Origin of the sequence: Kribbella sp. NPDC026596, assembly GCF_040638415.1 — a bacterium.
GTDB lineage: Bacteria > Actinomycetota > Actinomycetes > Propionibacteriales > Kribbellaceae > Kribbella.
Window position 1 is genome coordinate 54,207 of record NZ_JBEZYF010000013.1, and the last position, 13,278, is coordinate 67,484.

13 protein-coding genes are annotated in these 13,278 nt (G+C 68.6%); 9 read left to right on the plus strand and 4 right to left on the minus strand.

Annotation, left to right across the window (positions count from 1 at the left end; translation table 11 throughout):
• Positions 1-126: 126 nt before the first annotated feature.
• Entirely contained in the window at positions 127-687 is a 561-nt protein-coding gene (locus AB0E63_RS13405) for a dihydrofolate reductase family protein (RefSeq protein ID WP_360365024.1), read from the plus strand.
• On the opposite strand, the gene AB0E63_RS13410 is transcribed toward AB0E63_RS13405, so the two are convergent.
• Positions 680-1,585: a M56 family metallopeptidase gene (locus AB0E63_RS13410; protein ID WP_360365026.1), complete on the minus strand. Its 906-nt coding sequence runs from the start codon at positions 1,583-1,585 to the stop codon at positions 680-682. The two genes, AB0E63_RS13405 and AB0E63_RS13410, sit on opposite strands and share 8 nt — an antisense overlap.
• Positions 1,582-1,968 (minus strand): BlaI/MecI/CopY family transcriptional regulator, encoded by a 387-nt coding sequence (locus tag AB0E63_RS13415; RefSeq protein WP_360365028.1) that lies wholly within the window; start codon positions 1,966-1,968, stop codon positions 1,582-1,584. Before AB0E63_RS13415 ends, AB0E63_RS13410 begins: the two co-directional genes overlap by 4 nt.
• Before the next feature lie 83 nt (positions 1,969-2,051).
• On the opposite strand from AB0E63_RS13415, the gene AB0E63_RS13420 reads away from it, so the two are divergent.
• The 7 genes from AB0E63_RS13420 to AB0E63_RS13450 are packed head-to-tail and all read left to right on the plus strand — an operon-like array spanning position 2,052 to position 10,620.
• Complete coding sequence (locus tag AB0E63_RS13420) at positions 2,052-3,470, plus strand: cytochrome ubiquinol oxidase subunit I (protein WP_360365030.1); 1,419 nt, start codon at positions 2,052-2,054, stop codon at positions 3,468-3,470.
• A gap of 10 nt (positions 3,471-3,480) precedes the next feature.
• Positions 3,481-4,479: a cytochrome d ubiquinol oxidase subunit II gene (gene cydB, locus AB0E63_RS13425; protein WP_360365032.1), complete on the plus strand. Its 999-nt coding sequence runs from the start codon at positions 3,481-3,483 to the stop codon at positions 4,477-4,479.
• Positions 4,476-6,101 (plus strand): thiol reductant ABC exporter subunit CydD, encoded by a 1,626-nt coding sequence (gene cydD, locus AB0E63_RS13430; protein ID WP_360365034.1) that lies wholly within the window; start codon positions 4,476-4,478, stop codon positions 6,099-6,101. Before cydB ends, cydD begins: the two co-directional genes overlap by 4 nt.
• Positions 6,098-7,717 carry a thiol reductant ABC exporter subunit CydC gene (gene cydC, locus AB0E63_RS13435; protein WP_360365036.1) on the plus strand — a complete coding sequence of 540 codons (1,620 nt, stop codon included), beginning with the start codon at positions 6,098-6,100 and terminating at the stop codon, positions 7,715-7,717. Before cydD ends, cydC begins: the two co-directional genes overlap by 4 nt.
• Before the next feature lie 43 nt (positions 7,718-7,760).
• On the plus strand, positions 7,761-8,948 hold the full coding sequence (ftsY, locus tag AB0E63_RS13440) for a signal recognition particle-docking protein FtsY (RefSeq protein ID WP_360365038.1): 1,188 nt from the start codon (positions 7,761-7,763) through the stop codon (positions 8,946-8,948).
• A gap of 60 nt (positions 8,949-9,008) precedes the next feature.
• Positions 9,009-9,416, plus strand: a complete 408-nt coding sequence (locus tag AB0E63_RS13445; RefSeq protein WP_360365040.1) for a YciI family protein — start codon at positions 9,009-9,011, stop codon at positions 9,414-9,416.
• Positions 9,394-10,620 (plus strand): sigma-70 family RNA polymerase sigma factor, encoded by a 1,227-nt coding sequence (locus AB0E63_RS13450; RefSeq protein WP_360365042.1) that lies wholly within the window; start codon positions 9,394-9,396, stop codon positions 10,618-10,620. Before AB0E63_RS13445 ends, AB0E63_RS13450 begins: the two co-directional genes overlap by 23 nt.
• Positions 10,621-10,665: 45 nt before the next feature.
• Here the strand turns inward: AB0E63_RS13450 and AB0E63_RS13455 are convergent, their stop codons facing one another.
• Positions 10,666-11,625, minus strand: a complete 960-nt coding sequence (locus tag AB0E63_RS13455; protein WP_360365044.1) for an asparaginase — start codon at positions 11,623-11,625, stop codon at positions 10,666-10,668.
• Positions 11,626-11,668: 43 nt separating this feature from the next.
• Complete coding sequence (locus tag AB0E63_RS13460; protein ID WP_360365046.1) at positions 11,669-12,244, minus strand: helix-turn-helix transcriptional regulator; 576 nt, start codon at positions 12,242-12,244, stop codon at positions 11,669-11,671.
• A 76-nt stretch (positions 12,245-12,320) separates the two neighbouring features.
• Here AB0E63_RS13460 and AB0E63_RS13465 point away from each other — a divergent pair, with 76 nt between their 5' ends.
• Complete coding sequence (locus AB0E63_RS13465) at positions 12,321-13,268, plus strand: NAD(P)/FAD-dependent oxidoreductase (RefSeq protein WP_360365048.1); 948 nt, start codon at positions 12,321-12,323, stop codon at positions 13,266-13,268.
• The last annotated feature ends 10 nt before the right edge of the window (positions 13,269-13,278 follow it).

The window sequence follows — 13,278 nt, forward strand, 5'->3', positions numbered from 1 at the left end:
GGTTGGGATACGGGGAGAGATGTGCTGACATTCGTCGTCACCATGGTGGTTCTGCTGGTTCTGTCGGGGCTCGTGCTGCTGGCCGTTGCCCGCGGTGAGGGGAAGAGATTCGGGTAGCCTCGCTGGATGAGGCGACTGATCTTTCAGGAGTACGTCACCCTCGACGGGTACGCCGCCGGGCTGGACGGTGGGCTGGAGTTCTTCGACTCGATCGCCGAGCATTCCGACGACGACAACCTCGCGTTGCTCGAGAACGTCGACACCATGCTGCTCGGCGCCGAGACGTACCGGTTGTTCGTGGCGTTCTGGCCGACCGAGGCGTCCGCCGACGAGGCGATCGCCCCGCAGCTGAACGCGTTGCGCTTGGTGGTCGTGTCGACGACGCTCGAGAGCGCGCCGTGGGGACCGTACGAGCCGGGCCTGGTGGTCCGCGACATCGACGCGGTGCGGGCGATCAAGGCCGAGCAGGACGGCAAGGACATCATCTTGTGGGGCAGCATCTCGCTGTTCCACTCGCTGCTGCAGGCCGGACTCGTCGATGAGGTGCAGCTGCGGATCTGCCCGATCCTGCTGGGGGACGGGAAGAGCGCGTTCCCGAAGGGTGGCTCGCCGGTCGCCCTCGAGCTGATCGAGGCCAGGCCGTGGGCCAAGGGCGGCGTCCTGGTCCGCTACCAGCCGGCTAGCTGACCGCGTTGACGATCGCTGTCACGATCGGGGCGGCGACGGTGACGGTCGGAAGGATCAGCAGTGCGGCCGCACCGGCGTACGTCACGGCTGAGAGCCAGCGCTCCTGAGGCTCCGGGTCGGCCAGGCGCTGCACTCTGAGGACTGTCGCCGATTTGGCTGCGGCGAGGGCTGTCTCAGGGGCAGGTGCGCCAGCCAGTGCGACCAGAGCGCGGGCCAGCGGGCGCGGTCCGTTGCGGCGACGGGCGTCGTCGTCTGCCAGCAGCTCGACGAGCGTGCGTGCCTGCTCCAGTGCCACATCGCTACGGACCCAGCGCGGGAAGGCCATGTGCAGTGCTGTGAACGCCTCCAGCACCAGGTCGTGGCGTGCGCGCAGATGCGCCTGCTCATGCGCGAGTACGGCGTGGAGCTCACTCTCATCGAGTCGTTCCAGCGCACCGACCGAGACGACGACACGCGCGCCGCGGAGTGCCGGGAGGCAGTAGGCGAGCGGCGTCTCCTCGGCCAGCACCCGCAGACCGGGGATCAGACCGTCCGGTGTGGCCAGGATGTCGACCAGGTCGCGGTGACGTTTGCGGCGAGCTCTGGTGCCGACGGCCACGTGTCCTGTCGCCCAGAGCAGCTTCACCAGGACCAGTGCGGTCATGGCGAGGATCAACGCCGCCAGCAGGTCCCTGGGGGACGACGGGTCGAAGCGAGGCTGGCCGGGCTCGCCCGCGGTGGAGTAGGAGAGCGCTATGCCCGCGCCAACGGCTGCGAGGACGGCAGCCAGGGCTATGGCTTGCCAGAGTGCGACGGCGGCACGCGGGATCCGGTACGGCCAGCTGGAACGAGCCAGCAGCGCCGGTGCCGGTCCGGTCAGCACCAGGGCGAGTGCGGCCAGCAGGACCGGCGTGATCATCCCGCCTGTTCCTCCAACCGGGCCAGGGCCTCACGCAGCAGTGCGGCCTCCTCGTCGCTCACCCCTCCGACGAAGCGGACCAGGGCCTCGCGACGGTCGCCGGCACGCTCGAGGGCATCGCGCATCAGGTCGGCGGCGAGCTCCTCCCGCGGCGCCGCGGCCCGGTAGCGCCAGGCCTTGCCGTCGCGCTCCCGCTCGGTCAGCTTCTTCTTCGCCAGCCGGTCCAGCACCGTCATCACGGTGGTGTAGGCGAGCTCGCGGGTACGCGACAACTGCTCGTGCACCTCGCGCACGGTGAGCGCGGCCGAGGTCGCCCAGAGCTGCTCCATCACCAGCCGCTCGAGGTCGCCCAGGGGACGCGGGGCCTTCTCCTCACTCGCCACGCGACCAGTATAACTACACAATGTAGTAGATCCGCGCTAGCCTCTACTACATCACGTCGTAGATGGGCTCGGGAGGCCTTGCCGTGGACACCCTGGATCTGGCCCGCTGGCAGTTCGCGATCACCACCGTGTATCACTTCTTCTTCGTGCCGGTGACGATCTCGCTGGTCGCGATCACTGCCGGTCTGCAGACCGCGTGGTATCGCACGGGCAACGAGAAGTACCTCCGGCTGACCAAGTTCTACGGGAAGCTGTTCCTGATCAACATCGCGATGGGTGTGGTCACCGGCCTGGTGCAGGAGTTCCAGTTCGGGATGAACTGGAGCGACTACTCGCGCTTCGTCGGGGACGTGTTCGGTGCCCCGCTGGCGCTGGAGGGGCTGCTCGCGTTCTTCCTGGAGTCGACGTTCATCGGGTTGTGGATCTTCGGGTGGGAGCGGTTGCCGAAGCTGGTCCACCTGGGCTGCATCTGGATGGTGGTGCTCGGCACGCAACTGTCGGCGTACTTCATCCTCGCGGCCAACTCCTGGATGCAGAACCCGGTCGGCTTCCGGTACAACGCCGTCCGCGGCCGGGCCGAGATGACCGATCTGTGGGCGGTGCTGACGAACAAGGTCGTCCTGGTCACCTTCCCGCACACGATCTTCGCCGCGTTCATGGTCGGTGGCGCGTTCGTGGCCGGCGTCGCGCTCTGGCATCTGGTACGGCGTCCCTCCGTGGACAAGGACGTGTTCCGTTCGGCGCTGAAGATCGGCGCGTCGGTGGTGCTCGTGGCCAGTGTGGGTGTCGCGATCAGCGGTGACCTCCAGGGCAAGGTGATGACCGAGGTGCAGCCGATGAAGATGGCCGCGGCCGAGGCGTTGTACGAGACCGAGAAGCCGGCGTCGTTCTCGGTCTTCACCGTCGGCACGCTGGACGGGTCGAAGGAGATCTTCTCGGTCAAGTTGCCTTACCTGCTGTCGTTCCTGGCGACCGGGCATTTCGACGGCCAGGTGAAGGGGATCAACTCGCTGCAGGACGCGTACGAGCAGCTCTACGGTCCGGGGTCGTACAAGCCGAACATCCCGCTGACCTACTGGACCTTCCGGCTGATGATCGGGGTCGGGATGGCGTCCGCGGCGATCGCGGCGTGGTTGTTGTGGGTGACGCGCCGGGGGCGGGCGCCGGGCCGGTGGCTGATCTGGCTGGCCGCGCCGCTGCCGTTGCTGCCGCTGCTGGCGAACACCTTCGGCTGGGTCTTCACCGAGACCGGGCGGCAGCCGTGGCTGGTGTTCGGTTTGTTGCCGACGGCATCGGGTGTATCACCGGGGACGACCAGCGCGGAGGTGATCACGTCGCTGGTGGGCTTCACCGTGCTGTACGGCGTACTCGCGGTGGTCGAGGTGAAGCTGCTGCTGCGGACCATCCGGGGCGGACTGGCGGGCACCGACGCGCCCGCCGCCGAGGGGCCGCCGGACGGCTCGCCGGACGAGACCGAGAAACCACTGTCGTTCGCTTACTGAGGGGCTCGAGATGGAACTGACGACTGTGTGGTTCGTCGCGATCGCGGCGCTGTGGACCGGGTACTTCGTGCTCGAGGGATTCGACTTCGGGGTCGGGACGCTGTTGCGGGTGCTCGGCCGCGACGAGCCCGAGCGGCGGGCCGCGATCACCACGATCGGGCCTGTGTGGGACGGCAACGAGGTGTGGCTGATCATGGCGGGCGCCGCGACGTTCGCGGCCTTCCCGGAGTGGTACGCGACGCTGTTCAGCGGGTTCTACCTGCCGCTGTTCGCGATCCTGCTCGGGTTGATCGTGCGCGGCGTCGCGCTCGAGTACCGCGGCAAGCGGAGCGAGCCGGAGTGGCGCGACCGGATGGACCTGCTGATCATCATCGGCTCGGTGCTCCCGGCGGTGCTCTGGGGCATTGCCTTCGGCAACATCGTGCGGGGTGTGCCGCTGGACGCGGACCACGAGTTCGTCGGCAGCTTCGGCGGCCTGCTCAACCCCTTCGCCCTGCTCGGTGGCGCCACCTTCCTCACGGTCTTCGCGACGCACGGTGCGATCTTCCTCGCGCTGCGCACCACCGGTGACCTGCGGGTCCGCGCCAACCGGCTGGCTACCCGAGTGGGTGCCGTCGCCGCCGTACTGGCGATTGCCTTCCTCGCCTGGGCCCAGGCGCTGCGTGGCGACACCGCGTCTGTCATTCTGACGATCGCCGCGGTGGTCGCGTTCGCCGGCGGCCTGGTGGCCAACCTGTTCCGTCGCGAAGGCTGGGCCTTCACCGGTACGGCGCTCGCCATCGGACTGGCCGTGGTGTCGTTGTTCACCGCTCTGTTCCCGGATGTGATGCCGTCGACGCTGGAGCCGGGGACGACGCTGACCGCGGTCGAGGCCGCGTCGTCGGCGTACACGCTGAAGGCGATGACGATCATCGCCGCGATCTTCATGCCGCTGGTGCTGCTGTATCAGGGCTGGACGTACTGGGTGTTCCGCAAGCGCGTCACGGTCGAACCGGTCGTCGTCTCGTGAAGCCGCTCGATCCGCGGCTGCTGCGGAGGGCTCGGGGCGCCCGGGTCTTCCTGGCCGCGTCGGTGCTGATCGGTGTCGCCAGTGGGGTGCTGATCGTGGTGCAGGCCGTGTTGCTGGCGCATGGCATCGCGGGAGTGGTGCTGCACGGCAGTGCGGTCGCCGGTGTGGCCTCAGGGCTGGTGGCGGTCGTCGTGGGACGAGCCTTGCTGGTGTGGGCGCAGGAGGTGGTGGCCCAGCGGGCTGCGGCCGCGGTGAAGTCGACGCTGCGGCGGCAGGTGCTGGAGCACTCGTTGAAGCTCGGCCCGGTGTGGTTGAGTGGTGAGCGCAGTAGCGCGCTGACAACCCTGCTCACCAAGGGACTCGACGACCTGGACCCGTACTTCGCCCGCTATCTGCCACAGCTCGTCCTCGCGGCGACCGTACCCGCCGGAGTGGTCGGGTGGATGGCGACCGGCGACCTGATCGCTGCCGGGACTGTAGTCATCACATTGCCGTTGATCCCGATCTTCATGGCGTTGATCGGCTGGGCGACGCAGGCCCACAGCCGCCGTCGCCAGCACGCACTGGCCGTACTGGCGCACCACTTCGCCGATGTGGTCGGCGGACTGCTCACGCTCAAACTGTTCGGCCGCGCGAAGGCTCAGGAGTCCGCCGTACGACGGGTGACTGACAAGCACCGGGTTGCGTCGATGAGCAGCCTGCGGCTGGCGTTCCTGTCCTCGTTTGCCTTGGAACTGCTGGCCAGCATCTCGGTGGCGCTGGTGGCCGTCGGTGTGGGTCTGCGGCTGGTCGACGGGAAGCTCGGACTCGAGACGGCGTTGATGGTGTTGATCCTCGCGCCCGAGGCGTACCTTCCGCTCCGGCAGGTCGGTCTGCAGTTTCATGCCAGCGCCGATGGGGTGGCCGCGAGCGAAGAAGTGTTCCGCGTGCTGGAGACACCGCTACCGGAGCGCGGCGACCGCACCGACGTACCCGATCTGCGGCTGAGCCCGCTCTACCTGTACGACGTGACCGTGCGCTACCCGGGTCGGGACGAGCCGGCGCTGGACGGCTTCGACCTCGAACTCCGCCCGGGTGAGGTCGTTGCGCTCACTGGGCCGAGTGGTGCTGGGAAGTCGACAGTGCTGTCGGTGCTGCTCGGGTTCGTCGAGCCGGAGCGCGGAGTGGTCGTTGCCGGCGGCAGTGCGGTGGACGAGTTCGAGCCGGGTACTTGGAGGCGGCAGTTCGCGTGGGTGCCGCAGCGGCCGGGTCTTCGACTGGGCACTGTCGCCGACAACGTGCGGCTTGGTCGGCCGGATGCCTCGGACGATGACGTGCGGTTGGCGCTGATCGGGGCAGGTGCCGGTGAGCTGGAGCTGGACAAGGCCGTGGGGGAGCAGGGGCAGCTGCTGTCGGGTGGGCAACAGCGTCGGGTCGCTCTCGCCAGAGCACTCCTCACGGACGCGCCGGTGCTGTTGCTGGATGAGCCGACAGCCGGGCTGGACGCGGATGCGGAGGCCGCGGTGATCGACGGACTGCGGGCCGGCGGCCGGACCGTTCTGATGGTGGCGCACCGGCCGGCTCTGATCGCTGCCGCCGACCGAACCGTGACCATCGGTGCTAGGGAGCTGGTGAACGCATGACCACATGGGGGCTCGCGCGGCCGCAGGTGGGCATGCGGTGGCGGTTGTTGCTGGCGCTGCTTCTCGGGGTTGCGGCGGCGGGTTCGGCGGTGGCTTTGCTGGCTACCTCTGCCTGGTTGATCACCGCTGCTTCCGCTCAGCCGCCGGTGCTCTTGCTGATGGTGCCGATCGTGGCGGTGCGCGCGTTTGGCGTCGGGCGTGGCGTGTTCCGGTACCTCGAGCGGTTGGTGGGACACGACGCGGCATACCGGGTGCTGGGGGAGACGCGGGCTCGCATCACCGGGCGGCTGGAACGGTTAGCGCCCGGTGGGTTGACCTCGCAGCGCAAGGGCGATCTGCTGGCGCGGCTCGTGCTGGATGTTGACGCGGTGCTCGACCTCTGGCTGCGGGTAGTGCTGCCGGTAGCGGTCGCCGCTGTGACAGCCGCCGCGACTGTCGGTCTGCTTGCCCTCCTGCTGCCCACGGCCGGGGCGGCCGTCGCACTGGCGGTTCTGATCGCGTGCACGCTCGTACCCTGGCTGACGGCCAAGTCCGCCGAGCGCGCCGAGCAGAAGATCGCCGGCGCACGAGGAGACGTCGCCGCAACCACCACCGAGACGCTCCTGACCGCAGGCGACATCGTGGCCTTCAACGCGATCGACACCGTCCTCGACGACTTCAGCCGCCGCGACGCCCGACTCGCTGCCGCCGAGCGCCGGTCCGCGTGGAGCGCCGGACTGGGCAGCGCACTGCTCGTCCTGTGCGTCGGCGGAGCGAGCGTGGCAGCCCTGGTGCTCGGCAGTACGGCGAACATCACCGGCGCGGTCTTCGCGGTACTGGTCCTCACCCCGCTCGCGCTGGCGGATGTCCTAGGTGGCATCCCCGCGGCGGCCCAACTGGCGATCCGGGTCCGGTCCTCGCTCGGCCGCGTGCAGGAACTGCTGGACACGCCGGAGCCCGTCACCGAGCCGACCGAGCCGCTCCCGCTTCCCACCGGCCGCGACCTCCAGGTGAAGCTTCTGCGCGTCGGGTACGACGACCACGACGTACTGGACGGTCTGAGCGTGGACATGCCTGCCGGCAGCCGGGTGGTCGTCACTGGGCCGAGTGGTTCGGGGAAGAGCACGCTGGCCGCGGTCCTGCTGCGGTTCCTCGAGCCGCGAGCCGGAGAGGTGCTGCTGGACGGTGTGGACATGTCCAGGCTCGAAGGCGACCAGGTCCGGTCCGTGGTCGGCCTCCTGACACAGGAGAGCCACGTGTTCGACACGAGCATCCGGGAGAACCTGCTGCTCGCCGAGCCCGGTGCGAGCGACCTGCAACTCTGGAGGGCGCTCTACCGGGCGCGGCTCGGGGTGTTCGTCGAGAAGCTGCCGGACGGGCTGGACACCATGGTCGGCGAGCACGGCGCGCGTCTGTCCGGTGGTGAGCGGCAGCGACTCGCATTTGCCCGGCTCCTGCTCGCCGATCGCGACGTACTCGTCCTGGACGAGCCGACCGAGCATCTGGACGAGGAGACCGGGCAGGCCCTGCTCGCGGACCTGTTCGCCGCGGCCGATCGCCGTACGGTGGTCCTTCTCACCCACCGGCCCGAGCTGGTGCCGGATCACGTACCGCGACAGCTGGTGTGCCTGACGTGACGAATGCGGGTGGCGGGCCTGGCGTCTGTCAAGATGGGGAACCGTGTTGACTCCACAGCTCGTCACGCTGCTCACCGACCAAGCCCTGATCGCCATCATCGTGGTGATCGCGGTCGTCCTGGTCGCCGGTACGACCGGACTCGTCGTCACCCGGCGGCGCAGGTCCGAGCTCCCGCGGGCCGCTGAGCCCGCCTCGCTGGACACCGCCGAGCCGACGGTCGGCGAGGACGCGGAGGAGCCGCGGGACACGCCGACCCGGACGCTCGAGGACACCGAGCTGCCGGAGGCCCCGGTCGCGACGATCGAGAAGCCGGAGTCCGCGCAAGGCCGCCTGGTCCGGCTGCGAGCGCGGCTGGCACGGTCGCAGGGCTCGCTCGGCAAGGGGCTGCTCGCACTGCTGTCGCGGGACAAGCTGGACGAAGAGGCGTGGGAGGATATCGAGACCACGCTGATCACCGCGGACGTCGGTGTGGCGCCGACGCAGGAGCTGGTCGAGAAGCTGCGGACCCGGATGCGCGTGGAGGGTGTGAACGGTGGCCAGGCCCGCGAGATCCTCCGCGAGGAGCTGATCGCGCTGGTCAACCCCTCGCTGGACCGGACGCTCAAGGTGAGCCGCAAGGAGACCCAGCCGGCCGTCGTCTTGGTAGTGGGCGTCAACGGCACCGGTAAGACGACCACGGTCGGGAAGCTGGCGCGCGTACTGGTCGCCGAGGACAAGCACGTCGTACTCGGCGCGGCGGACACGTTCCGCGCCGCGGCCGCGGACCAGCTGCAGACCTGGGGCGAACGGGTCGGGGTGCGGACCGTGCGTGGCCCTGAGGGCGGCGACCCGGCCAGCATCGCGTTCGACTCGGTCAAGCAGGGCATCGAGGAGGAGGCGGACGTCGTCCTGGTCGACACCGCCGGCCGGCTGCACACGAAGACCGGCCTGATGGATGAGCTCGGCAAGGTGAAGCGGGTGATCGAGAAGTCCGCCGAGGTGGACGAGGTGCTGCTCGTCATCGACGCCACCACCGGTCAGAACGGGCTCACCCAGGCCCGCGTGTTCGCCGAGGTCATCAACGTCACCGGTCTGGTCCTGACGAAGCTCGACGGTACGGCGAAGGGCGGCATCGTGATCGCCGTGCAGCGTGAGCTCGGCGTGCCGGTGAAGCTGGTCGGTCTCGGTGAAGGACCCGACGACCTGGCACCCTTCGATCCGGAACAGTTCGTCGACGCTCTGCTGGACTGATGTCGAGAACGCGGTGGCGGCTCCGTCTCCCGGGTACAGGCCCTACGAGGAGGACATGAGATGACCAAGTTCATGCTGCTGATGACCATGGACGGCGGGAACTGCGACACTCCGATGCTGGAGTGGGACGAGGCCGACATGAAGGCCCACATGCAACACCTGGGGGACAGCATCGAGCGGCTTCGGCAGAGTGGCGAGCTGGTCGAGGTGAACGCGCTGACCTGGCCCAAGCACGCCAAGGTGGTGCGCGCGACCGGTGTGAGCGCGCCGGTGCTGACCGACGGCCCGTACGCCGAGTCCAAGGAGGTCCTGGCCGGCTACACGATGGTCGACGTCGAGTCGGAGGAGCGGGCGCTGGAGATCGCGGCGGAGCAGTCCTGCGCCCCCGGCCCCGGTGGTGTCCCGCTCGAGCAGCCGATCGAGGTCCGCCGGGTCATGGATTCGGATGGCGACCTCCACGACATCTGACGGTGCTCACGACCGAGCACTCGAGGACCTGCTGCGTGAGCTGACGCCGCAGGTCCTCGGTGCTGTCGTCCGGTGGTCCGGGGACTTCGCAGCCGCGGAGGACGCCGTCCAGGAGGCTTTGCTGGCCGCGGCGACGACGTGGCCGAAGAACGGTACGCCGGACCACCCGAAGGCATGGTTGATCCAGGCCGCGTCCCGTCGGGTGATCGACGAGGTGCGGCAGGAACAGGCCCGGCGGCGGCGTGAGGAGCGCGCGGCACTGCGGGACCTGCCGCCGGAGGATGTCGAGGAACGCGACGACACGCTCCAGTTGCTGTTCCTGTCGTGCCACCCGTCGCTCACCCCGGCGTCGGCAGTCGCACTGACACTGCGTGCGGTCGGTGGACTGACCACCGCCGAGATCGCCACGGCGTATCTGGTGCCTGAGGCAACGATGGCGCAGCGGATCAGCCGGGCCAAGCAGAAACTCAAGGGTGCGTCCTTCGAGCTCGACGCGAGCGAGGAACGGCTGCGCAATGTGCAGCACGTGCTCTATCTGATGTTCAACGAGGGCTACATGAGCACCAGCGGGCCGGAGCTGGAGCGCAGCGACCTGTCCGGCGAGGCGATCCGGCTGACCCGCGCTGTGCATGCACTGCTGCCGGACGACGGCCAGGTGACCGGTCTGCTCGCGCTGATGCTTCTCAACGACGCCCGCCGGCTCGCACGCACTGGCAGCGCCGGAGAGCTCATCCCGCTCGCAGAGCAGGACCGCACGCTGTGGAACAAGGACTACATCACCGAAGGCGTCGCGCTCGCGGTCCAAGCGTTCAGTACGCCGCCAATCGGTGAGTACCAGCTCCAGGCCGCGATCGCCGCACTGCATGACGAGGTGGACCGCGCAGAGGACACCGACTGGCCGGAGATCCTCGCGCTGTACGGAGTGCTGGAGGAGCTGTCCGGCAACCCGATGGTGAAGCTCAACCGCGCCATCGCCGCCGCCATGGTGGACGGCCCGGACGCCGGACTCAAGCTCCTCGAACCACTCGACGACGAACTGGCGGGCCACTACCGGCTGGACGCCACCCGTGGGCACCTCTACGAGATGCGCGGCGACAACGAGACCGCGGCACATCACTTCCGCGAAGCGGCCCGACGGACGACGAGCCTGCCGGAGCGCGACTACCTCACCAGGAAAGCAGCCGGGCTCCCGCGGATCAGCTAGGCCGGGCCGTCTCCAAAACCCCTGGGATCTGTCCGGTGCCAAGTATCAGGCGTACTGCGCGAACGCCGGCTCGATGTCGTCATCTGTTGCCAAGAGCAACCGAAGTAGGACTCGGGCCTTGTACGGATCGAGGAACCCGCCGTCGATCAGGCCGCGCTGCAGCAGATCCGACTCCGACCCGACCGACCGATAGGTGTTGCGCGCGATCGAGCCGGCGCCGGTCCGCGACGTCAGGACCACCGGCATCCGCGCGGCGAGCTCTCCCAGTACGGGCGCGAGTGCGGCCGGGACATGCCCGACGCCGAAGCCGGCCACCACCAGACCCTGGTGAGTGTCCGCCAATCCCTGCAACAGCAGCCCGTCGTCGTCCATGGTGACGGTGTAGAGCGCCACCCGGGTCGCATCGAGCTCTGTCGGCTCAGCACTTCCCTGTACGCCGTCAAGACGCAGCGGGCGCGTGAGGACGCGAACCCGGTCCTCCACCACATGACCGATCGGACCGGCGTTGGGTGACACGAAGGTCGCCGTACTCGTGCTGTGCGTCTTGCGCACCCACCGGGCCGCGTGGATCTCCTCCTTGAACACGACCAATGCGCCGAGGTCGCGGGCCGCGGGGGAGCAGGCGACGCGGAGAGCCGCCAGGAGGTTCGCCGGACCGTCAGGGCCGGCCAGAGTGGGGTTGCGCATCGCACCGGTGAGCACGAACGGCTGTGGGTGCGGCCAGACCTGATCCACCAGGAAGGCGGTCTCCTCAAGGGTGTCGGTGCCTTGAGTGACCACGACACCGACAGCGCCGGCGGCCACGGCCTTCGAAGCGGCGTCGACGACCTCGAGCATCTTCGCGGCGGTCAGGTTGGAACTCGGCACTGCCTCGATGTCCTGGATCTCGACCGGCCGGCCGAGCTCGGACAGCCCGGGCACTGCGGCGGCGAGGTCTTCGCCGGTCAGCCGGTGTCCACCGGCCATGGCGATGGTGCCGCCCAAGGTGAACAACGCGATGCTCACTACCTGCTCCTCCTCAGTCACACGGACGGGCGCAGCCTACTTGCTAGCGGGTGCGGGCCCGGACGTGCATCCGTTCGCCCTGCGGCCCGTACAGGCACAGCACCTCGGTTGCTCCCGGACCGGGGTTTCCGAACCAGTGCGGCACCCGTGTGTCGAACTCTGCCACCTCGCCTTCCTTCAGGATGAAATCCTGGTCGCCGAGCCTGAGGCGGACCTGTCCGGACAGCACATAGATCCAGTCGTACCCCTCGTGTGTCTTCTGCGCTACGTCGTTGCCGGGGTAGCCCTCCGGGAGGATCTGCTTGAACGCCTGCAGACCACCCGGCCGCCTGGTCAGCGGGATGTGCACGGTGCCGTGGCGCTTGATCGGCTTGGCGTAGATCCGCGGATCGCCGGTCGGCGGTGCGTCCACCAGTTCGTCCAGCTGCACCTGATGGGCGCGGGCCAGTGGCAGCAGCAACTCGAGCGTCGGCCGCCGCTGACCTGACTCCAGCCGCGACAGTGTGCTCACCGAGATCCCGGTCGACTCGGACAGCTGGGCCAGCGTCGTCCCGCGCTCGATGCGCAGTGTGCGCAAGCGTGGGCCGACCCCTTCGAGAACCTCGTCGAACGTTTCCATGTTGCCATTGTGGCAAACAAAGTTGTCAGAAACGAGAATCATCACGAATCCTCGGAGCAACAGAGAGGAACCGGACATGACGAAGTACGACGTGATCGTGATTGGCGGGGGAGCCGCCGGGCTGAGTGGAGCGACGGCGCTGGCCCGGTCGCGGCGCTCGGTGCTGGTGGTGGACGACGGTACGCCGCGCAATGCGCCCGCGGAGGGCGTCCACAACTTCCTGACCCGCGATGGTGTGCCACCGGGTGAGCTGTACGCGCTCGGTCGCCAGGAGGTCGCCGGGTACGGCGGGGAGATCGTCAAAGGCACCGTGACCACGGCCCTGCGGGACTCCGGTGGTTTCACGGTCGAGCTCGCTGACGGTACGGCGTACCAGGGCCGGCGATTGCTGGTGACGACTGGACTGGCAGACGTGCTGCCCGACGTACCCGGGCTGGCCGACCGGTGGGGGAAGGACGTGCTGCACTGCCCGTACTGTCACGGCTGGGAGGTGCGAGACCAGGCCATCGGCGTACTGGCGACCAGTGCGATGGCGCTGCATCAGGTGCAGCTGTTCCGGCAGCTGAGTGACGACGTCACGCTGTTCCTGCACACGGCTCCCGAGTTGACCGACGACCAGTGGGAGGAGCTCGCGGCCCGCGGGATCTCCGTAGTCCAGGGAAAGGTCGAGCAGGTCGAGGTGGAGAACGGCAAGCTCACCGGAGTCCGGCTCGAAGGCGGCAAGGTCATCCCGCGGCAGGCACTGGCGATTCAGACCACCATGCGCGCACGGGCGGACTTCCTGGCCGACCTGGGTCTGGAGACGGTCGTCCGGGAGACCAACGGCATCGTGATCGGCACTGTCGTACCGGTCGACGCGCGGGGCGCGACCGACGTGCCTGGTGTCTTCGCGGCCGGCAACGTGACCGATCCGATGGCTCAGGTGATGTCGTCCGCGGCCGCCGGCCTGATGACGGGCGCCGGGATCAACTTCGACCTGATCACCGAAGAGACGCGATTGGCGGTAGCAGCGCGCAGTAGTTGAGAGGTTGAAT